This is a genomic window from Stenotrophomonas genospecies 3 (genome assembly GCF_054473855.1).
The window spans coordinates 1-24,677 of the sequence record NZ_JBTMUR010000017.1; the positions used below are offsets into that span (position 1 = coordinate 1).

At 65.8% G+C, this 24,677-nt stretch carries 14 protein-coding genes and 1 pseudogene; 9 read left to right on the forward strand and 6 right to left on the reverse strand.

From position 1 onward, the window contains the following. Positions 1-453 precede the first annotated feature (453 nt). From ACX9OT_RS19185 to ACX9OT_RS19205, 5 genes and pseudogenes are all read left to right on the forward strand, one after another. Positions 454-1,839 (forward strand): NAD-dependent succinate-semialdehyde dehydrogenase, encoded by a 1,386-nt coding sequence (locus ACX9OT_RS19185; RefSeq protein ID WP_459003232.1) that lies wholly within the window; start codon positions 454-456, stop codon positions 1,837-1,839. Between the two features lie 63 nt (positions 1,840-1,902). Further along, complete coding sequence (locus ACX9OT_RS19190) at positions 1,903-3,543, forward strand: acetolactate synthase large subunit (protein WP_049399427.1); 1,641 nt, start codon at positions 1,903-1,905, stop codon at positions 3,541-3,543. 426 nt (positions 3,544-3,969) lie between these two features. After that, entirely contained in the window at positions 3,970-5,481 is a 1,512-nt protein-coding gene (lysS, locus tag ACX9OT_RS19195) for a lysine--tRNA ligase (RefSeq protein WP_032129833.1), read from the forward strand. Positions 5,482-5,686: 205 nt separating this feature from the next. Continuing rightward, the gene (locus tag ACX9OT_RS19200) at positions 5,687-6,826 is read left to right on the forward strand and encodes a cyclic di-GMP phosphodiesterase response regulator RpfG (protein WP_006364528.1); all 1,140 of its coding nucleotides are present in this window, start codon (positions 5,687-5,689) and stop codon (positions 6,824-6,826) included. Between the two features lies 1 nt (position 6,827). Further along, a pseudogene (locus ACX9OT_RS19205) lies at positions 6,828-9,551 on the forward strand (response regulator). Between the two features lie 12 nt (positions 9,552-9,563). Here the strand turns inward: ACX9OT_RS19205 and ACX9OT_RS19210 are convergent. The 5 genes from ACX9OT_RS19210 to betI form a co-directional block, all read right to left on the reverse strand. Beyond that, positions 9,564-10,433: a diffusible signal factor synthase RpfF gene (locus tag ACX9OT_RS19210; protein WP_459003235.1), complete on the reverse strand. Its 870-nt coding sequence runs from the start codon at positions 10,431-10,433 to the stop codon at positions 9,564-9,566. 199 nt (positions 10,434-10,632) lie between these two features. Next, the gene (locus ACX9OT_RS19215; protein ID WP_071229324.1) at positions 10,633-12,309 is read right to left on the reverse strand and encodes a long-chain fatty acid--CoA ligase; all 1,677 of its coding nucleotides are present in this window, start codon (positions 12,307-12,309) and stop codon (positions 10,633-10,635) included. Positions 12,310-12,531: 222 nt separating this feature from the next. Continuing rightward, positions 12,532-14,214, reverse strand: coding sequence for a choline dehydrogenase (gene betA, locus ACX9OT_RS19220; protein ID WP_049429885.1), 1,683 nt, complete (start codon positions 14,212-14,214; stop codon positions 12,532-12,534). 101 nt (positions 14,215-14,315) lie between these two features. Beyond that, on the reverse strand, positions 14,316-15,788 hold the full coding sequence (gene betB / locus ACX9OT_RS19225; protein ID WP_459003238.1) for a betaine-aldehyde dehydrogenase: 1,473 nt from the start codon (positions 15,786-15,788) through the stop codon (positions 14,316-14,318). Positions 15,789-15,826: 38 nt separating this feature from the next. Then, complete coding sequence (betI, locus tag ACX9OT_RS19230; RefSeq protein ID WP_005416394.1) at positions 15,827-16,417, reverse strand: transcriptional regulator BetI; 591 nt, start codon at positions 16,415-16,417, stop codon at positions 15,827-15,829. 170 nt (positions 16,418-16,587) lie between these two features. Between betI and ACX9OT_RS19235 the strand changes: the two genes are divergently transcribed. Beyond that, positions 16,588-18,138, forward strand: coding sequence for a BCCT family transporter (locus ACX9OT_RS19235; protein WP_032129837.1), 1,551 nt, complete (start codon positions 16,588-16,590; stop codon positions 18,136-18,138). A 110-nt stretch (positions 18,139-18,248) separates the two neighbouring features. Here the strand turns inward: ACX9OT_RS19235 and acnA are convergent, their stop codons facing one another. Beyond that, complete coding sequence (gene acnA / locus ACX9OT_RS19240; protein ID WP_459003241.1) at positions 18,249-21,002, reverse strand: aconitate hydratase AcnA; 2,754 nt, start codon at positions 21,000-21,002, stop codon at positions 18,249-18,251. Positions 21,003-21,304: 302 nt separating this feature from the next. On the opposite strand from acnA, the gene ACX9OT_RS19245 reads away from it, so the two are divergent. Genes ACX9OT_RS19245 through acnB form a run of 3 tightly spaced genes read left to right on the forward strand, consistent with a single transcriptional unit; the run spans position 21,305 to position 24,566 of the window. After that, positions 21,305-21,529, forward strand: coding sequence for an AbrB/MazE/SpoVT family DNA-binding domain-containing protein (locus ACX9OT_RS19245; RefSeq protein ID WP_005409505.1), 225 nt, complete (start codon positions 21,305-21,307; stop codon positions 21,527-21,529). Between the two features lie 6 nt (positions 21,530-21,535). Continuing rightward, positions 21,536-21,934: a type II toxin-antitoxin system VapC family toxin gene (locus ACX9OT_RS19250; protein WP_008267153.1), complete on the forward strand. Its 399-nt coding sequence runs from the start codon at positions 21,536-21,538 to the stop codon at positions 21,932-21,934. Positions 21,935-21,974: 40 nt separating this feature from the next. After that, the gene (gene acnB, locus ACX9OT_RS19255) at positions 21,975-24,566 is read left to right on the forward strand and encodes a bifunctional aconitate hydratase 2/2-methylisocitrate dehydratase (protein ID WP_049424625.1); all 2,592 of its coding nucleotides are present in this window, start codon (positions 21,975-21,977) and stop codon (positions 24,564-24,566) included. The last annotated feature ends 111 nt before the right edge of the window (positions 24,567-24,677 follow it).

Here is a 24,677-nt window from a genome sequence, read left to right on the forward strand (position 1 = left end):
GACACCCCGCACTCCGACACCGCCCCGCCTCTGACAGATTCCGGCGGCTGTTGGTAGGTGTCGACCTTGGTCGACACATCTGTCAGATATCGAAATTCATCTGAAGTTGGATCCGCTCCGACAGATCGCGGAAAACTGTCGAAGGCGGGGTGGGTCCGGTTGCGGGGGCGTGAGCCGCATGGATGCGGCGACCGAGCTTACAAGGACGTACTTGCAGCGACCCCCGCAACCGGACCCACCCCGCCATCCCGCAGGAAACCAGCTGTTGCTGTTGCTTCGGCTGTTGCTGTTGCTTCGGCGGGTGCAGGGCGCAGCCCTGCCAAGAGCTCCCCATTCAGGCAGGTAAGTGCAGGTCACAGGATAAGCAGACGCCTTGTTGCCTCCGCCAATCGGGTCCACATTCCTGTGCAGGAGACGGGCCGCCGCCCGTTGTCGAGACACCAGGAGACCTGCATGTCCGCTGCCCCCAGCACCGCCATTTCCCGCGATCCGGCCACCGGCCAGCAGATCGCCAGCCATCCCTTCGCCACCGACGCCGAACTGGAAACAATCCTGGATCGCGGCCAGGCTGGCTTCGCGGCCTGGAGCGCCAGGAGCCTCGAACAGCGCGCAGACGTACTGCGTACGATGGCCGCGGTACTGCGCCGTGACCGTGAAAAGCTGGCCGCGCTGGCCACCGCCGAAATGGGCAAGGTCCAGGCCGAGTCGCTGGCCGAGATCGAGAAGTGCGCCGTGCTGTGCGACTGGTACGCCGACCACGGTGCGCAGTTCCTGCGCGACGAACCGACCCAGGTGCCCGACGACAAGGCTTACGTCTCCTACCTGCCGCTGGGCGTGGTGCTGGGCATCATGCCGTGGAACTTCCCGTACTGGCAGGTGATGCGCGCGGCGGTACCGATCCTGATGGGCGGCAACGGCTTCCTGCTGAAGCCGGCCGAGAACATCGTCGGTACCGCGCAGCTGCTTGACGCCGCCTGGCGCGACGCAGGCCTGCCGGAAGGCACCTTCATCGCCGCCAACATCAGCCGCGACGGCACCAGCCGCGCGATCGCCGATGACCGCATTGCTGCGGTCACCCTGACTGGCAGCGTGGCCGCCGGCCGCAGCATCGCCGCCCAGGCCGGGCAGGCGCTGAAGAAGGTGGTGCTGGAACTGGGCGGCTCGGATCCGTTCATCGTGCTGGCAGATGCCGATCTGGACGCTGCGGTCGATGCCGCCGTGGCCTCGCGCTTCCAGAACACCGGGCAGGTCTGCATCGCCGGCAAGCGCATCATCGTCGAAGACGCGGTCTACGACCGGTTCGTGGCGCAGTTCTGCCAGAAGGTGCAGGCGCTGACCATCGGCGACGGCCGTGAAGCCGGCAACCGTATCGGCCCGATGGCACGCCAGGACCTGCTGGAGCAGCTGGACGCGCAGGTACGGGCCTCGGTGGACGCGGGCGCGAAGCTGCTGGTCGGCGGCCATCAGCTGGATCGCCCGGGCGCGTTCTACGCCCCCACCGTGCTGGCCGACGTGGAGCCGGGCATGCAGGCTTTCGATACCGAGACCTTCGGTCCGGTTGCCTCGATCAGCCGCGCCCGTGATGCCGATCATGCGGTGGAACTGGCCAACCAGAGCGAGTTTGGCCTCAGCGGCAACCTGTGGACCGGCGACCGCGCACGGGCCATGCAGTTGGCGCGCCGGCTGCAGACCGGCGGCGTGTTCGTCAACGGTTTCTCCGCCTCTGACCCGCGCGTGCCGATCGGTGGCGTGAAGAAGAGCGGCTTCGGCCGTGAGCTCTCGCACTTCGGCATCCGCGAATTCGTCAACGCGCAGACGGTGTGGTTCGACAAGCGTTGACGCGCAGCTTCCATCCTTCCTGCAACGATCCATCATCAGTCCAGCGAAAAGGACGGCATTCCAATGTCCAAGGGTTCAGATCTGCTCGTCGCCGCGCTTGAGAACGAAGGCGTCGAGCGTATTTTCGGTATTCCCGGCGAAGAGAATCTCGACGTGGTCGAGTCGCTGCGCCATTCCAGCATCGAGCTGGTCATCACCCGCCACGAACAGGCGGCCGTGTTCATGGCGGCCACCTATGGCCGGCTGACCGGCAAGCCGGGTGTGTGCCTGGCCACGCTCGGCCCGGGCGCGCTCAACTTCACCACCGGCGCCGCCTACGCGCTGCTGGGTGCGTGGCCGGTGATCATGATCACCGGCCAGAAGGGCATCGTCGCCAGCAAGCAGGCACGCTTCCAGATCGTCGACATCGTCAGCACGATGAAGCCACTGACCAAGCAGGCGCGGCAGATTGTCTCGGCGCGCACCATTCCGACCATCGTCCGCGAGGCATTCCGTACCGCGCTGGAAGAGCGCCCGGGCCCGGTGCTGCTGGAGCTGCCCGAAGACATCGCGGCCGATGAGGTCGGGGAGGTGGCGCTGATTCCGCCGCACGCGGTGGATCGTCCCATTGCCAGTCCGGAAGCACTGGACCGCGCGGCGGAGATCATCCGCAACGCCAAGCGTCCGCTGCTGATGATCGCCTCGGCGGCGTCGCGGCCGCAGTCCAGCGAAGCGCTGTCGGCGTTCGTGCTGCGTGCCGGCATTCCGTTCTTCACCACGCAGATGGGCAAGGGCGCGGTGGCCGGTGGTTCGGGCCTGTACATGGGTACCGCGGCGCTGACCGAGCGAGACTATGTGCACATGGCCATCGACCAGGCCGACGTGATCGTGACCATCGGCCACGAGGTCACCGAGAAGCCGCCGTTCGTGATGCGCCCGGGTGGGCCGACCGTGATCCATATCGGCTATTCGCAGGCGGCGGTGGAGCAGGTCTATTTCCCGCAGGTGGAGGTGATCGGCGATATCGGCCGTTCGCTGACCCAGCTGGCCGACCGTATCGAAGGCGCGGTGCCGAACGCCGACGCGCTGCTGCCACTGCGCGCAACCATCCTCGAACATCTGGCCGACCGTGCCGAAGAAGCTGGATTCACCCCGCAGCGGCTGGTGCACGACGTGCGCCAGGTGATGCCGCCGGACGGCATCGTGGCGCTGGACAACGGCATGTACAAGATCTGGTTTGCGCGCAATTACCGCACCCAGGTGGCCAATACGCTGCTGCTGGACAACGCGCTGGCGACGATGGGCGCGGGCCTGCCGTCGGCGATCATGGCCTCGATCCTGTACCCGCAGCGGCGGGTGTTGGCGGTGTGCGGCGATGGCGGATTCATGATGAACAGCCAGGAGCTGGAGACCGCGCGTCGGCTGGGCCTGAACCTGGTGGTGCTGATCCTCAACGACGGCGCCTACGGGATGATCCGCTGGAAGCAGGCGGTGGATGGCTTCACCGACTACGGCATGACGTTCAGTAACCCGGATTTCGTGAAGTATGCGGAAGCCTATGGCTGCAAGGGGCATGAGGTGACGGCCATCGAGCAGTTCATCCCGACGCTGGAGGCGGCGTTCAACGAGGGTGGGGTGCACCTGGTATCGGTGCCGATCGACTACTCGGAGAACCAGCGGGTGCTGGTGGACGAGCTGCGGCAGGCGTTCCCCGGGAACGGTTGACGCCTACCGGGGCATCGGTTCCCCGGAATCCGGTAGGTGTCGACCTTGGTCGACACACGGACCGCCAACCAAGGTTGGCGGCTACCAGATCGGCGGGCAGCGGACCTGGTAGGTGTCGACCTTGGTCGACACGATGGAGCGCCAACCAAGGTTGGCGGCTACCAGGCGGCGGGCAGTGGGCCTGGTAGGTGTCGACCTTGGTCGACACGCGGACCGCCAACCAAGGTTGGCGGCTACCAGAGCGGCGGGCAGTGGGCCTGGTAGGTGTCGACCTTGGTCGACACACGGACCGCCAACCAAGGTTGGCGGCAACCGGGCAGCGGGCCGGGGCCCGGCCCAGGGCTGGGGCGGGGCGGTTTTGGTATGCTGGGCAACCGGCTGTGCCGGGCGCAACATCCCCCCTCACTACACGATTCCCGCAGATCCATGAGCGAAGCTACCGATACCCCCCCCGTTGACGAAAACAAGTTGATCGCCGAGCGCCGCGAGAAACTCAAAACGCTGCGTGGGCAGGGCATCGCGTACCCGAACGATTTCCGTCGCGAGGACTTCGCCGGCCGCCTGCAGGAAGAATTCGCCGACGCCGAGCAGTGGACCGCTGAGGCCCTGGAAGGCAACGGCCGCCAGGTGAAGATGGCGGGCCGCCTGATGGCCAAGCGCATCATGGGCAAGGCCAGTTTCGCGCAGATCCAGGACGAGTCCGGCCGCATCCAGCTGTTCCTGCAGGGCACGGTGCTGGGCGATGCCTACACCGCCTTCAAGGGCTGGGACGTGGGCGACATCATCGCCGTCGAAGGCGGCCTGACCCGTACCAAGACCGGCGAGCTGTCGGTCAAGGCCGAATCGATCCGCCTGCTGACCAAGTCGCTGCGCCCGCTGCCGGACAAGTGGCATGGCCTGGCCGACGTCGAGCAGCGCTACCGCCAGCGCTATGTCGACCTGATCGTGACCCCGGAGTCGCGCGCGGTGTTCATCAAGCGCTCGAAGATCATCCGCGCCATGCGCGCGTGGCTGGACAACCGCGACTTCCTCGAAGTCGAAACGCCGATGATGCATTACATCCCCGGCGGCGCGGCGGCCAAGCCGTTCACCACCCACCACAATGCGCTGGACCTGGACCTGTACCTGCGCGTGGCGCCGGAGCTGTACCTCAAGCGCCTGACCGTGGGTGGCCTGGAGCGCGTGTACGAGATCAACCGCAACTTCCGCAATGAAGGCGTCAGCACCCGCCACAACCCGGAATTCACCATGATGGAGCTGTACGAGGCCTATGCCACGTACAACGAGATCATGGACCTGACCGAAGGTGTGATCCGTGACGTGGCCACGACCGTCAACGGTTCCACCGAAGTGGAGTGGGACGGCGCGAAGATCGACCTGGGCCCGGCGTTCCGCCGCTGGCGCATGGACGAGGCTGTGCGCCACCACAACCCGGAAATCTCTGCTGCCGACTGCACCGACCGCGAGGCGCTGCTGCGCCATTGCGAGCGCTTGAAGATCCGCGTCAAGCCGTCCTACGGTTGGGGCAAGCTGCTGCTGGAGATCTTCGAGGCCACGGTCGAGCACACCCTGATCCAGCCGACCTTCATCACCGACCATCCGGTGGAGGTCTCGCCGCTGGCCCGTGCCAACGACAACGATCCGGGCTACACCGACCGCTTCGAGCTGTTCGTCAACGGCAAGGAGCTGGCCAATGGCTTCTCCGAGCTGAACGACCCGGAAGACCAGGCCCAGCGTTTCCAGGCCCAGGTAGCCGCGAAGGAAGGTGGCGACGACGAGGCCATGCACTACGACGCCGACTACATCCGTGCGCTGGAGTACGGCATGGCACCGACCGGCGGCCTCGGCATCGGCGTCGATCGCCTGGTGATGCTGCTGACTGGCAGCAGCTCGATCCGTGACGTGCTGCTGTTCCCGTACATGCGTCCGGAGCAGTAAGTCGTCTTTTTGACTCCTGTTTGTGCGCGCCGTCGCGAAATGAGACGGCGCGATTGACGCCTCCCGCACTCGGCGTATCGTTAATGCACTACCTTGACGTCTGTTGTGGCTTGATCGGCGCCAGGGGGAGTGCGCATTGTGGAGAGTCCGCTTCACAATGTGATGACGATCATGAACCGGGACGCATGACACGGGAGTCAGGCCGATGCAGGGTGCGAGCGTTCGCAGCGGCAGGGTATCCTCGCCTGCTGATGATCCAGCATGGTCGAGAAACCAGGCAGAGTACGCGTTGAACATCGTCATTGTTGACGACCAGACGTCCGCCCGGACGATGCTGCGTCACGTCATCGAAGATATCGCGCCGGAACTGAGCGTGTATGACTTCGGTGATCCGCTGACCGCATTGGCCTGGTGTGAGGCGCATCCGGTCGACCTGCTGCTGCTCGATTACCGCATGCCGGAAATGGACGGGCTGGAGTTCGCCCGCCGTTTCCGTCGCCTGCCCAAGCATCGCGACATTCCCGTGATCCTGATCACCGTGGTCGGCGACGAGCCGATCCGTCAGGCGGCGCTGGAAGCGGGGGTCATCGACTTCCTGGTCAAGCCCATCCGTCCGCGCGAACTGCGCGCGCGCTGCTACAACCTGTTGCAGCTGCGCCAGCAGACCGAGAACGTGAAGCAACGCGCGTTGTCGCTGGAGCAGCGCTTGCTGGCCAGCATGCACGAGGTCGAGGAACGCGAGCGTGAGACCCTGTCGCGGTTGGCGCGGGCGATCGAGTTCCGTGATGCCGGCACCAGTGCCTACCTTGAACGCATGGCGCGCGTGGCAGGGCTGATCGCCGAGCAGCTGGGCCTGCCCGAAGACGACGTGCGCCTGATCGAGATGGCCGCGCCGCTGCATGACATGGGCAAGATCGCCATTCCCGATGCAGTGCTGCTCAAGCAGGGCAAGCTCAACGACGAGGAGCTGGCGATCATGCGTCGGCACCCACGCATCGGCCATGAGCTGCTCAGTGGCAGCCAGAACCGCTTCATCCAGGTCGGCGCATTGATCGCGCTGCGCCACCACGAACGTTACGACGGCAGCGGCTACCCGGATGGGCTGGTCGGTGAGGCGATTCCGCTGGAAGCGCGCATCGTCGCCGTGGCCGACGTCTTCGACGCACTCATCTCACCCCGTCCGTACAAGGAAGCATGGACCATGGAAGCCACACTGGCCTATCTGTATGCCCAGCGTGGCCGCCTGTTCGATCCACGCTGCGTGGATGCGCTGATGCGCGGCCACCAGCAGTTGATGGATATCTGCGCCCAGCACTCGACGGCATCGACGCGACCGGGTGGGTGACATGCAGGACCTGTTCGCACGCGTGAGGCGTCGGCTGGCGCAGCGTCCGGATTCGGAACATGGCCAGGCGATCGTGCGGGTGGTGCTGATCTCGCTGATCCTGGTCTATGTGCTGCTGTCCGGTGCGCGCCTGCACCGTCTGGAGCAGTACCAGGGCGTGCTCGCGACGGTACTGACCGGATTGGGACTTTCGCTGCTGCTGTTCGGTTGGCTGCTGTGGAAGCCGGAGCGCTCCGATCCGCGGCGGGTGGCCGGAATGCTGGCCGATTACGGCCTGATCGCGGTCGGCATGATCCAGATGGGTGAGCCGCTGGCGTGGGTGTATGCGGTGGTGATGTGGGTCACGGTGGGCAACGGCCTGCGCTTCGGGCCGCGTTACCTGGCCGCTGCCATCGTGCTGGCGATGGTCAGTTTCGGCACCACCGTGCTGTTGACCCCTTACTGGCAGGCCAACCTGGGGCTGGCCATTTCCCTGTGGTTGGGGTTGCTGGCAGTACCGTTGTGCTGCTCTTCCCTGCTGCGCCGAAGGATGCGACATCCGACCATGGATACGACTCCCGCCGCTGGCTCCGACAAGCGCTCGCTGCTGGCACGCTTCAAGCAACGCCTGTCCGGGCGCGAGGACAGCGAGCACGCGCAGAACCTGATCCGCATCATCATCACGGCGCTGTTCATCAGCTATCTCGGCTGGCGCTCGCTGAGCGGCGGCGGTGAGGCACTGACTGCGACGTGGCTGATCCTCGCCTTCGAGCTGACCATTTCCGCCGGCCTGCTGACCGCGATCCTGGTCAATCCGGGTGTGTCGCATGTGCGCCGGGTGATCGGCATGCTGACCGACTACACCTGCATGGCCTGGATCATGACCATCCAGGGTGAGCCGGCGGCACCGCTGTATGCAGTGATGCTGTGGGTCACGATCGGCAACGGCATGCGCTACGGCAGCACCTACCTGCGCGTGGCCACGGCCATGGGCTGCCTGGCCTTCCTGTGCACGGTGATGCTGTCGCCGTACTGGCGCGGCCACGACTATCTGGGCTGGGGCCTGCTGCTCGGCCTGGGCGCGATTCCGCTGTACTTCGATTCGCTGCTGCATGCCTTGACCCGGGCGGTGGCAGAGGCGCGCCAGGCCAACGAAGCCAAGAGCCGTTTCCTGGCCAACATGAGCCATGAGTTCCGCACGCCGTTGAACGGGCTGGCCGGCATGACCGAAGTGCTGGCCACCACCCGCCTGGACGACGAACAGCGCGAGTGCCTGAACACCATCCAGGCCTCGACCCGCAGCCTGTTGGCGCTGGTGGAAGAGGTGCTGGACATCTCCGCGATCGAAGCCGGCAAGGTGCGCGTGGAGTGGCACGAGTTCGCGCTGGCCGACGTGCTGCAGGCGATCAACCTGATCCTGACCCCGCAGACCCGCTCCAAATCGCTGGACTATCGCGTGCAGGTGGATGACAACGTGCCGCCGCGCCTGCTGGGTGATGCCGGTCATCTGCAGCAGATCCTGCTCAATCTGATGGGTAACGCGGTCAAGTTCACCGACAGCGGCTACGTGCATCTGCGCGTGTCCAGCCCCGATGCGCTGGGCAGCGAGCGGATGCGCCTGCGATTCGAGATCGTCGATACCGGCATCGGCGTGCCGGTGGCGTTGCGCGGACGCCTGTTCAATGCCTTCGAGCAGGGCGATGTCGGCCTGGCCCGGCGCCATGAAGGCACCGGTCTGGGCACCGCCATTGCCAAGGGCCTGGTCGAGTCGATGGGCGGGCAGGTCGGCTATGCGCCGAACAGCCCGCGAGGCAGCGTGTTCTGGGTCGAGATCACGCTGGACGTCGCAGACACCTCATCAGCCCCGGCGGTTCCGTCCGAGGTGACTGAAGCCGGCAATGTCATCGCGTTTTCCAACCCCTTCCTGCGCCATCGTGCACGGGTGCGGAGCCTGCGGGTTCTGGTCGCCGACGACCACGAGGCCAACCGCATGGTGCTGCAGCGGCTGCTGGAGAAGGCCGGCCACAAGGTCACCTGCGTCAACGGCGGCGCCGAAGTGCTCGATGCGCTGGAGCAGGCCAGTTACGACGCAGCGATCGTCGACCTGCACATGCCCGGCATGAGCGGACTGGATCTGCTCAAGCAGTTGCGGGTGATGCAGGCCAGCGGCATGCCTTACGTTCCGGTCATGGTGCTGAGCGCAGACGTCACCCCCGAGTCCATCCTGCGTTGCGAGCAGGCCGGCGCTCGCGCCTTCCTTGCCAAGCCCGTGGTGGCCACCCGCCTGCTGGAAGTGCTGGCCGATGTCGCCGCCAACACCCGCGCCGAACCCGGCATCCAGTCGGTGCCTGCATTGCCGGTCGGCGATGGCGTGCTCGATACCGCGGTGCTGGACGAGCTGGCGTCGCTGGGCATGGGCGATGGCTTCGAACGCAAGTTCATCGACCAGTGCCTGGCGGACGTCGACGCGAGCATGGGCCAGCTGCAGGGCTGCGGCGAGCGCCAGGCCTGGGAGGATTTCCGCGAGCACGCACACGCGCTGCGCGGGGTGGCGAGCAACCTGGGGCTTGTCTAGGTTGCCGCCTCCAGTGGCGAAATCATGCGCATGGCGGACTGGCAGCTGAAGGGTGAATGGAACGCCCGCCTCGGCAGCCTGGCGACCGCCCTGCGCAACGGCAGGAATGCGTTGGCTGCCCGTAGTGCGGGAGCATCGCACCGCGACGACAGCGAGCGCAGCCCGTCCTGACCCGCCAGACGGTCAGGCCGGGTCGCCATTGCGCCGGGCCTGCGCCCGTACCAGCCGATCCATGGTGCGCAGGGACTTCTCGCCGAGCTGCATGGCGGTGTCCACCCAGATCTCGGTGATCCGCATCATTTCATGCAGCGGCACCATGGTGGCGATCTCGTTGACCTCACGCATCGCCGCCCACGCGTGCGGAATGCGCCGGCTTTCCTTGATCACCTGTTCGACCGCGGCAACGCCTTCGCCCACCGGCACCACGATGTCGACCAGGCCCATCTCCTTCAGCTGGCTGGCGGTGTAGAGGTTGCCTTCCAGCATGATCTTCTCGGCCAGGCGCGGGCTGATCCGCTGGCACAGGAAGGAGTAGGCGCCCATGCCCGGGAACAGGTCGAACAGCACCTCGGGCAGGCCCATCAGCACGCCTTCCTCGGCGACGATGGTGTGGCAGCTCAGTGCGGCCTCGAAGCCGCCACCCAGTGCATTGCCCTGGACCAGGGCGATGCTGTGGGCACGGGTGCCCAGGCCGGCATGGAAGGCATGCACGCCGCGCACGCAGCGTTGGGCATAGTCGAGCAGGCGGGCACGGTCGCCCTCGCGGATCAGGCGGCAGAACAGTTCGAGATCGCCACCCAGGTTGAACACGTCGCTGTCCGAGGCAACAACGACATGGGGTGACAGAGCGTGCGAGGCGCTGAGGCGATCGCCCAGTTCGCGCTGGTAGTCGACGATGTCATCGACCAGGCGCGAGGCGAAGCACGGCCGGCCCGGCTGGTTGACCAGGTTGGCGTGCATGTGGATCCAGTAGACATCCCGCTCGGGTTCTTCGGTGATACGCAGGGTAGGGTGCTGCGAGGGACGGGTGATGATGGGGCGTACTGCGGACATGGGAGTTCTCCGTGTGACCGTCCGGCCAACCGCAGAGCGGACGGAGAGGAGTGAGGGGGCGGGCTGAACGTGCGGCGGCGACTGATTCTATGCACCCGTCGTGAACCGCCCGCAAGCGCCGGGCCGGCCATGTTCCGGCAATAAAAAGACCCCGCCGTCTCCGGCGGGGTCCCTGCACTCTCCCGTTGCCCGGAAACCCTTACTGGGCGGGCGTATCACGCAGCTCGCGACGGAGAATCTTGCCGACGTTGGTCTTCGGCAGCTCCTTTCGGAATTCTACGATTCTGGGGTGCTTGTAACCGGTCAGGTTTGCCCGCGCATGTTCCTTGACCATTTCCGCGGTCAGGTTCGGGTCCTTCTTCACGATCACGACCTTGACCACTTCGCCGGACTTTTCGTCCGGGACACCGACGGCGGCGACTTCCAGCACGCCCGGCATCATCGCGATGACGTCTTCGACCTCATTCGGGTACACGTTGAAGCCGGACACCAGGATCATGTCCTTCTTGCGGTCGACGATGTAGAAGAAGCCCTGTTCGTCCATCTTCGCCATGTCGCCGGTGTGCAGCCAGCCGTCCGCATCGATGGCGGTGGCGGTTTCTTCCGGACGCTGCCAGTAGCCCTTCATTACCTGCGGGCCCTTGATGCACAGCTCGCCCACTTCGCCCAGCGCCAGGATGTTGCCGTTGTCGTCTTTGATGCAGGCATCGGTGGACGGGATCGGCAGGCCGATGGCACCGTTGTACTCGGGCAGGGTGAGCGGATTGATGCAGGCCGCGGGCGAGGTCTCGGTCAGGCCATAGGCTTCGACCAGGGTCACGCCGGTGACCTTCTTCCAGCGTTCGGCCACGGCACGTTGCACCGCCATGCCGCCGCCCAGGGTGAACTTGACCGAAGAGAAGTCGATCTCGTCGAAGCCCGGGGTGTTGAGCAGGCCGTTGAACAGCGTGTTGACGCCGGTGATGGCAGTGAAGCGGGTGCCCTTGAGCTCCTTGACGAAGCCCTTCATGTCGCGTGGGTTGGTGATCAGGTGGTTGCAGCCACCGAACTTCATGAAGACCAGCCCGTTCGCGGTCAACGCGAAGATGTGGTACAGCGGCAGGGCAGTGATGATCACTTCCTTGCCCGGCTCGATGCCCGAGGTGGACAGCCACGCCGACGCCTGCTGCATGTTGGCGATCAGGTTGCGGTTGGTCAGCATCGCACCCTTGGCCACGCCGGTGGTCCCACCGGTGTACTGCAGGAAGGCAATGTCGTCGTGGTCGATCTCGACCGGCGGAAGCGCGTGGCGGCTGCCCAGCTTGAGCGCCTGCTTGAAGCGGACGGCGCCCTTGATGTGGTAGTTGGGCACCATCTTCTTGATGTACTTCAGCACGAAGTTGACGATCGCGCCCTTGGCGCCGAGCAGGTCGCCCAGGCCGGTGGTGACCACGTGCTTGACCGGCGTATCGGCGATGACCTGTTCGACGGTGTCGCCGAAGTTGTCGACCACCACCAGGGCGCTGACGCCGGCATCAACCAGCTGGTGCTTGAGTTCGCGCGCGGTGTACAGCGGGTTGACGTTGACCACGGTCAGGCCGGCGCGCAGCACGCCGAAGGTGGCCACCGGGTACTGCAGGCAGTTGGGCATCATCAGGGCGACGCGGTCACCCTTCTTGAGCTTGAGCTCACCCAGCAGGTAGGCGGCGAACTGGGTGACCAGCGCGTCCGTCTCACCATAGGTGAGGACCTTGCCGAAGCTGGAGTAGGCGGGACGGTCGCGGAATTTCGCGATGGAAGCGTCGAAGACCGAGGCGACCGAATGGAATTCGTTGACGTCGATTTCGGCGGGAACGCCTTTCGGATAGCTCTGCAGCCAGGGACGATCCAGACTCATATTCCCCCTCCAGGAATCGTGATGTTTTAGGTTACGGCCCTGAGCGTATCCACAATGGCCGTTCATTGCAGCATACCCCGCCGTAGGGAAAACGCGAAGAGGCCCCGAAGGGCCTCTTTGCTTGGTAATGCCGGCCGCTGGCCGGCATCTGCGCTCGATCGGGATTCCGGTGGATGCCGGCCAGCGGCCGGCACTACCGTGGCCCCAAGCGGGGCGCTTGCGTCAGCCCTGCTTGCGTACCGGTGCGCCGTTGGCCTTGTAGTACGGCGCGGTGCTGCGGGCCAGCGGGGTGCGGCCGCGGATCACGTCGGCCAGCTTCTCGGCCATCATGATGGTCGGTGCGTTGAGGTTGCCGGTCACCACCTGCGGCATGATCGAGGCATCGACGATGCGCAGGCCTTCCAGGCCGTGCACGCGACCCTGGCCGTCGACCACCGCCATCGGGTCATCGGCATGGCCCATCTTGTTCGAGCACGACGGGTGGTAGGCGGTCTCGGCATGCTCGCGCACGAACGCATCGATCTGCGCATCGGTCTGCAGCGCGCTGCCGGGGGAGATCTCGCGGCCGCTGTACGGTGCCAGTGCCGGCTGCGCGAAGATCTCGCGGGTGATGCGGATCGCCGCGCGGAACTCGCGCCAGTCCTGGTCGTGCGACATGTAGTTGAACAGGATGCTCGGATGTTCGCGCGGATCCTTCGAACGCACGTGGATGCGGCCGCGGCTGGGCGAGCGCATCGAACCGACGTGCATCTGGAAGCTGTGTGCCTTGATCGGGTTGGAGCCGTTGTAATTGATCGCCACCGGCAGGAAATGATACTGCAGGTTCGGCCAGTCGAATTCGGCGTCGCTGCGGATGAAGCCACCGGCCTCGAACTGGTTGCTGGCGCCGATGCCGGTGCCCAGGAACAGCCACTCGGCACCGATTGCCGGCTGGTTGTACAGCTTCAGAGCCGGGGCCAGCGAGACGGGCTTCTTGCACTCGTACTGCAGGTACATCTCCAGGTGATCCTGCAGGTTGGCGCCGACGCCCGGCAGGTGGTGCACCAGGTCGATGTCCAGGCTGCGCAGCAGGTCGGCAGGGCCGACGCCCGAGCGCTGCAGGATCTGCGGCGAGGCGATGGCGCCGCCACACAGCAGCACTTCGCGGCGGGCGGTGGCACGCTGCGGCTGGTCGTTGTGCAGCCACTGCACGCCCACCGCACGCTTGCCCGAAAACAGGATGCGGTCGGTCAGCGCGTGGGTGACGATGGTCAGGTTCGGGCGCGGCTTGGCCAGGTCCAGGTAGCCGCGGGCGGTGCTGGAACGACGGCCCTTCGGGGTCACCGTGCGGTCCATCGGGCCGAAGCCTTCCTGCTGGTAGCCGTTGAGGTCGTCGGTGCGCGGGTAGCCGGCCTGCACGCCGGCCTCGACCATCGCGGCGAACAGCTCGTTGTTGCCGGCCTTCGGCGTGGTCACGCGCAGCGGGCCGTCGCCACCGTGGTAGTCGTTGGGGCCGATGTCACGGGTTTCGGCCTTGCGGAAGTACGGCAGGCAGTCCAGGTAGGTCCAGTCTTCCAGGCCCGGCATGCTGGCCCAGTTGTCGTAGTCCATCGCGTTGCCGCGGATGTAGCACATGCCGTTGATCAGCGACGAGCCACCCAGCCCCTTGCCACGGCCGCAGTCCATGCGGCGGTTGTTCATGAAGGGCTCGGGATCGGTCTTGTACGCCCAGTTGTAGCGCTTGCCCTGCAGCGGGAAGGCCAGCGCCGCCGGCATCTGGGTACGGAAGTCGAGCCGGTAGTCCGGGCCACCGGCTTCCAGCAGCAGCACGCTGACATCGGCATCTTCGGTGAGGCGGGTGGCCAGCACGTTGCCGGCCGAACCGGCGCCGATGATGATGTAGTCGTACTCGTTATGGGTGCTCATGGGTGTCTCCTGCAGGCCGGGGCGCGCTGCGTGCAGGCGTCCCGGCGGAATGTCGGATCGGCGCAGTGGCCGGACGAAGGTGCGCGCTCGCGGCGCGCCGATCAGAACACGCTGGCGTAGTCGCCCAGTTCCACCTGCACAGACTTGATGCGGGTGTAGTGGCCGAGGGTGGAAATGCCGTTCTCACGGCCGACGCCGGATTCCTTGTAGCCGCCGACCGGCATTTCGGCCGGCGATTCGCCCCAGGTGTTGATCCAGCAGATGCCGGCTTCCAGGCGGTGGATGATGCGATGGGCGCGGCTGATGTCCTTGCTGACCACGCCGGCGGCGAGGCCGAAGGTGGTGTCGTTGGCACGACGCACCACTTCGTCTTCGTCGTCGTAGGCAAGGATGCTCATCACCGGCCCGAAGATCTCTTCCTTGACGATGGTCATGTCATCGCGGCAGTCGGAGAACACGGTCGGCAGCACGTAGGCGCCATTGGCCAGCGCGCCTTCGGTGGCACGGCCGCCGCCGGTCAGCAGGCGAGCGCCTTCGGCCTTGCCGCTTTCGATGTAGCGCAGCACGTTTTCCATGTGCGGGAAGCTGGTCAGCGGACCGAAGTTGGTCTCGGCGGCCATCGGGTCGCCGATGCGGATGCGCTTGACGCGCTCGACCACGGCGGCTTCGAACGCGGCCAGCATGCTGCGCGGCACGAACACGCGGGTGCCGTTGGTGCAGACCTGGCCGGAGCTGAAGAAGTTGGCCATCACCGCGATGTCGGCGGCGCGGTCGAGGTCGGCGTCATCGCAGATCACCAGCGGCGACTTGCCGCCCAGCTCCATGGTCACTTCCTTCAGCGACGAGGATGCGGCGCTGGCCATGACCTTCTTGCCGGTGGCGACGCCGCCGGTGAAGGAGATCTTCTCGATCACCGGGTGCTCGGTCAGCCACTGGCCGATCTCGCGGCCCGGGCCCTGCACGACGTTGAACACGCCGGCCGGCACACCGGCTTCGGTGTAGATCTCGGCCAGGCGGATCGCGGTCAGCGGGGTCACTTCGGACGGCTTGAACACCATCGCATTGCCGGCGGCCAGGGCCGGGGCCGACTTCCACATGGCGATCTGGATCGGGTAGTTCCAGGCGCCGATGCCGGCGACCACGCCCAGCGGCTCGCGGCGGGTGTAGAAGAAGCTCGATTCGCGCAGCGGCAGCTGGATGCCTTCGATGGCGGTGGCCAGGCCGGCGTAGTACTCGACCACGTCGGCACCGGTGACGATGTCCACGGTGGTGGTTTCGGCCAGTGCCTTGCCGGTGTCCAGGGTTTCCAGGTGGGCCAGTTCGTCGTTGCGCTCGCGCAGGATCTCGACGGCGCGGCGCAGGATGCGCGAACGCTCCATGGCAGTCATCGCCGCCCACACCTTCTGGCCTTCGGCCGCGCTCTGCACGGCGCGTTCGACGTCGGCCTGGCTGGCGACCTGCACTTCAGCGATCACGTCACCGGTGGCCGGGTTCATGGTCTTGAAGGTCTTGCCGCTGGTGGCATCGACGCGCTGGCCGTGGATGTAGAGCTGTTGGACGGGCAGGGTGGTCATGGGGCGTACTCCTTGGAAGGGGGCGGGTGCTGAAGCGCTTATAGCGCGACAGCCTGCAACTGGAAGTCGATGTAGCCGTAAGCAATGCGCCGGGACTTCTCGGCGTTGAACTGGCCGCCGACCAGGCTGCCGCGCAGCCACAGGCCGTCGATCATCGCGGCCAGGCCACGGGCGGCCAGGCGGGCCTGCGGGTGGGGCAGCAGGCGGTTGAACTGGTGGCACAGGTTGGAGAACAGGCGCTGGTCGTTGGCGCGCTGCAGCCGGGCCAGTTCCGGCTGGTGCATGCTGGCGGCCCAGAAGGTCAGCCAGACGCGCATCGCGGTGCCGTTGATCTGGCTGTCGTCGAAGTTGCCGTCGACGATGGCGCGCAGCTGCTCGCGCGGGTCATCGCCAGCGTCGGCACGGTAGCGGGCGACCGCGTCCTTCAGTTCACGCAGGATCTGCCGCATTGCAGCATTGAGCAGGCCGTCCTTGTCGCCGAAGTAGTGGGCGACGATGCCGCTGGACAGCCCTGCTTTCTTCGCGATGGTGGCGACGGTCGCATCGGCCATGCCGATCTCGTCGATGGTCTGGAAAGTGGCCCGGATCAGCTGCTCGCGCCGTACCGGTTCCACGCCTTTCTTCGGCATTGTCTCTCCACGGATTGCGACCCGAAGGATCGGGCTGCCCGCCATTATGCTTTTTATTGATTGAACGTTCAATCAATAAACCCTAGGATGCGCTCGCGCCCCACGCCATGGGCCCGGTTTACCGGTCCGGCCCCGCCCATGTGCCCCCTCGGACTTGATGAGACGACCCCATGTCTTCCCTGGCTCATCCCAAGCGTTCGCCCCTGCGCTTGAACCGTTTTGTCTTCTTCAGCTCTTCGGTGTCGATCGGCATCCTCGGGCTGCTCACCGTTCTTTATCCCGAAAGCAGCGAGCACTGGCTGCAGTGGGCGCAGGCCGAAGTCTCGGCGGCGTTCGGCTGGTGGTACATGCTGCTGATCGTGCTGTGCCTGGGCTTCGTGCTGTGGCTGGCGTTCTCACCGTATGGCCGCATCCGCCTGGGCCACAACGAGGAATCACCGGCCTTCGGTTACGTGGCCTGGGTGTCGATGCTGTTCTCGGCCGGCATCGGCATCGCGCTGCTGTACTACGGCGCCTACGAGCCGCTGGACCACTTCCTCAATCCGCCCGGGCAGCCCGGCGGTACCGTGGCCGCCGGCCGCGAGGCGATGGTGCTGACCTTCCTGCACTGGGGCCTGCATGGCTGGGCGCTGTACGCGCTGGTCGGCGTGGCCCTGGGCTATTTCGCGTACCGCCGCGACCTGCCGCTGGCGCTGCGTTCGGCGCTGTACCCGATCTTCGGTGAGCGCATCCACGGCCGCATCGGCGACATGGTGGATGGCTTCGGCATCCTGGCCACGCTGATCTCGATGGTGACCAACCTCGGCATCGGCGCGCTGGTGGTGCAGTCCGGCCTGGTCTACCTGTTCCACATCCCGGATACGCCGCAGGTGCTGGTGGCGATCGTGCTGGTGATGATGGTGGTGGCCACCATCGGCGTGGTCGCGGGTGTGGAGAAGGGCATTGCCTGGCTGTCCAACCTCAACGTGCGCCTGCTGTGTGGCCTGCTGCTGTTCGTGCTGGTCACTGGCCCGACCCTGCACCTGTTCGATGGCCTGATCCAGAACACCGGCGATTATCTCGGCGCATTCGTGCGCAAGAGCTTCGACATGTACCTCAACGACCCGAAGGGCCGTGAGTGGATGGGCTCGTGGACGCTGTTCTACTGGGCGTGGTGGATCGCCTGGGCGCCGTTCGTCGGTCTTTTCGTGGCGCGCATCTCGCGTGGCCGCACCATCCGTGAAGTGATCATGGGCGTGCTGCTGATCCCCCTCGGTTTCACCCTGGCGTGGCTGTCGATCTTCGGCAACACGGCTATCGATCTGGTGCTCAACCACGGCCAGGCGATCCTGGGTGACGTGGCCCAGCATGATGCGGCGATGACGCTGTTCAAGCTGCTGGAGTACCTGCCCGCCGCGCCGTACGTGGCCGGTGCCGCAGTGGTGATCGGCTTCGTGCTGTTCCTGACCCCGGTCGATTCGGGCACGCTGATGATCGCCAACCTGTGCACCCGTCGCGTTGACGACGGCGTGGAGGATGGCCACGACGCGCCGATCTGGCTGCGCGTGTTCTGGGCGGCCGGCATCACCGTGGCAAGCGTCGGCCTGCTGCTGGCCGGCAACTTCAGTGCGATGCAGACGGCGGTGGTGCTGTGCGGCCTGCCGTTCTCGTTCACCCTGGCGTTCTACATGTGGGGCCTGCTGAAGGCGCTGCGCACTGACCCGGACGCACCGCGGCGGTAGATAGCGCCGGGCCCTGCCCGGCAAACGCGAAAGCAAAGGGCCGGATCTGTGAGGATCCGGCCCTTTGTGTTTGCTTCCGGGATCCGCCGGGCATGGCCCGGCGCTACCAGTTACTTGGCTGCCAACTGGCGCAGTACGTACTGCAGCAGGCCGCCGTGGCGGAAGTACTCGACTTCCTTCGGGGTCAGTAGCATCACCGAGACTTCGAAGGTCTTCCTGGTGCCGTCGGCCTTGGTCGCGGTAACCGTGGCGCGCTTGCTGGCGCCGTCTTCCAGGCCGGTGATGTCGATCACTTCCGAACCGTCCAGGCCCAGGCTCTGTGCGTTCTCGCCGTTGCGGAACTGCAGCGGCAGCACGCCCATGCCGACCAGGTTGGAGCGGTGGATGCGCTCGAAGCTCTCGGCCACGACCGCCTTCACCCCCAGCAGCAGGGTGCCCTTGGCCGCCCAGTCACGCGACGAGCCGGTGCCGTATTCCTTGCCGGCCAGCACCACCAGCGGCACCTTGTCGGCCTTGTACTTCATGGCTGCATCGTAGATCGCCAGCTTTTCCGGCTGGCCGCCAGCGGCCGGGTAGTACAGGGTGTTGCCACCTTCCTCGCCACCGAACATCAGGTTCTTGATGCGGATGTTGGCGAACGTGCCGCGGACCATCACGTCATCGTTGCCGCGGCGGCTGCCGTAGCTGTTGAAGTCGGCCGGCTGCACGCCGCGTTCCTGCAGGAAGCGGCCTGCCGGCGAGTCCTTCTTGATGTTGCCGGCCGGGGAGATGTGGTCGGTGGTGATCGAATCACCGAACAGGCCCATCACGCGTGCACCGTGCACATCGTCGATGCTGCCGGTCTGCATGGTCATGCCATCGAAGTACGGCGGGTTCTTGATGTAGGTGGAGGCATCGCTCCACTCGTACAGGTTGCCGTCCGGCGAAGCGATGGTGTTCCAGCGGGTATCACCCTTGAACACATCGGCGTAGTTCTGCTTGAACATCTCCGGGCCGATGGTGGCAGCGATGACGTCGCCGATTTCCTTGTTGCTCGGCCAGATGTCGCGCAGGAACACCGGCTGGCCATCGCTGCCGGTACCCAGCGGCTGGGTGGTCAGGTCGATGTCGGTGGTGCCGGCGATGGCGTAGGCCACCACCAGTGGCGGGCTGGCCAGGTAGTTCATCTTCACTTCGGGGTGCACGCGGCCCTCGAAGTTGCGGTTGCCGGACAGCACCGAGGTCACCACCAGGTCGCCGGTGGCGATGCCGGCGCTGACTTCGGTCGGCAGCGGGCCGGAGTTGCCGATGCAGGTGGTGCAGCCGTAGCCGACCACGTAGAAGCCGATCTTCTCCAGCTCCTTCAGTACGCCGGCCTTTTCAAGGTAATCGGTGACCACGCGGGAGCCTGGGCCGAGCGAGGTCTTCACCCACGGCTGGCGGTTCAGGCCCTTGGCGGCCGCGTTGCGGGCCAGCAGGCCGGCGCCGATCATCACCGCCGGGTTGGAGGTGTTGGTGCACGAAGTGATGGCAGCGATGACCACCGCGCCATCCTTCAGGCGGACCTTGCGGCCTTCGATCTCGATGTCGGCGAAGCCCTTGGCCAGCTGCTCGTTGCCGACCGCGGCGCCGCCGCCTTCGTTGACGAACGAGGAGACGTCGTCGCTGCGCTTGTCACGGTTGGCGGTCATGCCGACCAGGGCTTCACGGTAGTTCTTCTGCACGTCTTCCAGCAGCACGCGGTCCTGCGGGCGCTTCGGGCCGGCCAGCGACGGCTTCACCGTGCCCATGTCCAGTTCCAGCGTGGTGCTGTACTGGGCGTGGGGGCTGCCCGGCTCGTGCCACAGGCCCTGCGCCTTGGCGTAGGCCTCGACCAGGTTGATCTGCTCTTCGCTGCGGCCGGACAGGCGCAGGTAGTTCAGCGACTCGGCGTCGATCGGGAAGATGCCGCAGGTGGCGCCGTACTCCGGGGCCATGTTGCCGATGGTGGCACGGTCGGCCAGCGGCAGGTGCTGCAGGCCGTCACCGTAGAACTCGACGAACTTGCCGACCACGCCCAGCTTGCGCAGCATCTGGGTGACGGTCAGCACCAGGTCGGTGGCGGTGGCGCCCTCGGGCAGCTTGCCGGTCAGCTTGAAGCCGACCACCTGCGGGATCAGCATCGACGACGGCTGGCCGAGCATGGCCGCCTCCGCTTCGATGCCGCCCACGCCCCAGCCCAGCACGCCGATGCCGTTGATCATGGTGGTGTGGCTGTCGGTACCGAACACCGTGTCCGGATACGCAATGGCCTTGCCGTCCTTGTCCGCGGTCATCACCACGCGGGCCAGGTTCTCCAGGTTCACCTGGTGGACGATGCCGGTGTTCGGCGGCACTACCTTGAAGTTGTCGAAGGCCTTCTGGCCCCAGCGCAGGAAGCCGTAGCGTTCCTGGTTGCGCTGGAACTCGATCTTGCCGTTGAGGTCCAGCGCGTCCGGCTTGCCGAACACGTCGACCTGCACCGAGTGGTCGATGACCAGTTCGGAGGGAATCTGCGGGTTGATCTGCTCAGGCGAGCCGCCGAGCTTGACCACCGCGTCGCGCATCGCGGCGAGGTCGACCACGCAGGGCACGCCGGTGAAGTCCTGCAGGACCACGCGCGCCGGCATGAAGGCGATTTCGGTGTCCGGCTCGGCCGCCGGGTTCCAGCGGGCCACGGCTTCGATGTGGTCCTTGCCGACGGTGATGCCGCCGTCCTCGTGCCGGAGCAGGTTCTCCAGCAGGATCTTCATCGAGTAGGGCAGGTGGGAGATATCGAAGCGCTGGCCCAGCGTGGGCAGGCTGAAGTAGTCGTAGGTCTTGCCGCCGACGTTCAGCTGGCTGCGGGTGGAGAACGAATCGCTCATGCGGGGTAACTCCTTCTTGCGGATGGCTTGCAGTGGCCCGCGCATGGGCGGACCTGCTTGCGGTCGCCGCGGGCCTGACGGCCCCGGTGGTCCCAGTATGAACCCCAGACTGAATGGATTCATCCGGGCCGGGTTCCGGCCTGCGGCATCGGTTCCAGACTACAGGGGAAGGTGTATGGCGTATGTCACGTTTGTGGCCGATCCTTTGCGAGGCAAGGGCTGGCGGGTTGCCGGTCCTGTTCAGGGTGGAAGTATGCCCGGGGAAGTATGTATAATTTGTGCATACTCTGGAGGGCCTACCGATGGAAGCCACTGTTGCAGAACGCGGACAGATCACCCTGCCCAAGGCGGTGCGTGATGCCCTCGGCCTGACCAAGGGCACGCTGCTGAAGGTCGAGCTGGACGGCAGCCGCATCATCCTGCGCAAGAGTGTTGACGATGCCATTTCACGGGCGCGCGGCAAGTTCGCGCTGGACGGTTTCGAATCGTCCGACGCAGCGGTACGTGCGGTGCGTGACGAGGAATAAGCCGTGATGATCGCCGTCGACTCTCCGGTGCTGGTCGAGCTGCTCAGCAATGGCCCGCAGGCCGATGCCGTGGAAGCCATCCTCAGGCAGAGCCTGGTCGGTGGCCGCGTGGTGGTCTGCGGCGCGACCCTGGCCGAGGTCTGCGCATCGCTGCGTGGCGGTGCCGAGGTGCTCGAAGCGCTGGAAGAAATGGGCGTGCACTTCAACCCGATGGAAGCCAAGTCGGCGCTGCGCGCCGGCGAGATGCACCGCCGCCACCGCCAGCGCAGCGGCAGCCGCCGCAGCCTGGACGAATTCATGGTCGGCGCCCACGCACTGCTGCAGTGCGATGGCCTGATCACCTGGAACGACACGTTTTACCGCGACTACTTCAAGGGCCTGAAGCTGATCGTGCCGCAAGCCTGAGCCCACTTTTTTTCAACCTACGCATTACCCGGGAGTTGTCATGTTGGAAGCCTACCGCCACCACGTCGCCGAGCGCGCTGCGCTTGGCATCCCGCCGCTGCCGCTGAGCGCGCAGCAGACGGCCGATGTCATCGAACTGCTGAAGAACCCGCCGCAGGGCGAGGCCGAGTTCCTGCTCGACCTGCTGACCCACCGCGTGCCGGCCGGCGTCGATGACGCGGCCAAGGTCAAGGCCTCGTACCTGGCGGCGATCGCCCTGGGCAGCGAGCAGAACCCGCTGATCAGCCGTGAGCGCGCCACCGAACTGCTGGGCACCATGCTCGGCGGTTACAACGTTGCCCCGTTGGTGCAGCTGCTGGACGACGCCAGCGTCGGCACCATCGCCGCCAACGGTCTGAAGAAGACCCTGCTGGTGTTCGATGCCTTCCACGATGTGCAGGAAAAGGCCAAGGCCGGCAACGCCAACGCCCAGGCCGTGCTGCAGAGCTGGGCCGACGCCGAGTGGTTCACCAGCAACCCGGAAGTGCCGCAGAGCCTGACCGTCACCGTGTTCAAGGTGCCGGGCGAAACCAACACTGACGACCTGTCGCCGGCGCCGGACGCGACCACCCGCCCGGACATCCCGATGCACGCCCTGGCGATGCTGAAGAACAAGCGCGACGACGCGCCGTTCACCCCGGAAGAAGACGGCAAGCGCGGCCCGATCCAGCAGATCCTGTCGCTGAAGGACAAGGGTCACCTGGTCGCCTACGTTGGCGACGTGGTCGGCACCGGTTCCTCGCGCAAGTCGGCCACCAACAGCGTGCTGTGGTGGACCGGCGATGACATTCCGTTCATCCCGAACAAGCGCGCCGGTGGCGTCTGCCTGGGTTCGAAGATCGCCCCGATCTTCTACAACACCATGGAAGATGCCGGTGCACTGCCGATTGAGCTGGACGTGTCGAAGATGGAGCACGGCGATGTGGTCGAGCTGCGTCCGTACGAAGGCAAGGCGCTGAAGAACGGTGAAGTGATCGCCGAGTTCCAGGTCAAGTCCGAAGTGCTGTTCGACGAAGTGCGCGCCGGTGGCCGCATTCCGCTGATCATCGGCCGTGGCCTGACCGGCAAGGCGCGTGAAGCGCTGGGCCTGGCCCCGACCGACCTGTTCCGCCTGCCGGTGCAGCCGGTCGATACCGGCAAGGGCTTCTCGCTGGCGCAGAAGATGGTCGGCCGCGCCTGTGGCCTGCCGGAAGGCCAGGGCATGCGCCCGGGCACCTACTGCGAACCGAAGATGACCTCGGTCGGCTCGCAGGACACCACCGGACCGATGACCCGCGACGAGCTGAAGGACCTGGCCTGCCTGGGCTTCTCGGCCGATCTGGTGATGCAGTCGTTCTGCCACACCGCCGCTTACCCGAAGCCGGTGGACGTGAAGACCCACCACACTCTGCCGGAGTTCATCTCCACCCGTGGCGGCGTCTCGCTGCGCCCCGGCGACGGCGTGATCCACAGCTGGCTCAACCGCATGCTGCTGCCGGACACCGTCGGCACCGGTGGTGACTCGCACACCCGTTTCCCGGTGGGCATTTCGTTCCCGGCCGGTTCGGGCCTGGTCGCCTTCGCCGCTGCCACCGGCGTGATGCCGCTGGACATGCCGGAGTCGGTGCTGGTGCGCTTCAAGGGCAAGATGCAGCCGGGCGTGACCCTGCGTGACCTGGTCAACGCGATCCCGCTGTACGCGATCAAGTCGGGCCTGCTGACCGTGGCCAAGGCTGGCAAGAAGAACATCTTCTCCGGTCGCATCCTGGAAATCGAAGGCCTGCCGGAGCTGAAGGTCGAACAGGCGTTCGAGCTTTCCGACGCCTCGGCCGAGCGTTCGGCGGCCGGTTGCTCGGTGCGCCTGAACAAGGAACCGATCATCGAGTACCTCAACAGCAACATCACCCTGCTGAAGTGGATGATTGCCGAGGGTTACCAGGATCCGCGTTCGCTGCAGCGCCGTATCGAGAAGATGGAAGCGTGGCTGGCCAACCCGGAGCTGCTGGAGCCGGATGCCGATGCCGAATACGCTGCCGTCATCGAGATCGACCTGGCCGACATCCACGAGCCGATCGTGGCCTGCCCGAACGACCCGGACGACGTGAAGACCCTGTCCGAAGTGGCCGGCGCCAAGATCGACGAAGTGTTCATCGGTTCGTGCATGACCAACATCGGTCACTTCCGCGCCGCTGCCAAGCTGCTGGAAGGCAAGCGTGACCTGCCGACCCGCCTGTGGGTGGCCCCGCCGACCAAGATGGATGCCTCGGAGCTGACCAAGGAAGGCGTGTACGGCACCTTCGGCGCCACCGGTGCACGCATGGAAATGCCGGGCTGCTCGCTGTGCATGGGCAACCAGGCGCAGATCCGCGAAGGCTCCACCGCGATGTCGACCTCGACCCGCAACTTCCCGAACCGCCTGGGCCGCAACACCAACGTGTACCTGGGTTCGGCGGAACTGGCGGCGATCTGCTCGCGTCTGGGCCGCATCCCGACCAAGGAGGAGTACATGGCGGACATCGGCGTGATCAACGCCAATGGTGCGGAGATCTACCGCTACATGAACTTCGACCAGATCGAGGAATACCAGGACGTGGCCAAGACGGTCGCCGCCTGATGCGGTAACTGAAAACCCCCGGCTCGCGCCGGGGGTTTTTTTGTGAGCGGATGACGCATGGTAGTGCCGGCCGCTGGCCGACAACCCGTTGAAACGAAGAACCTCTGGTGA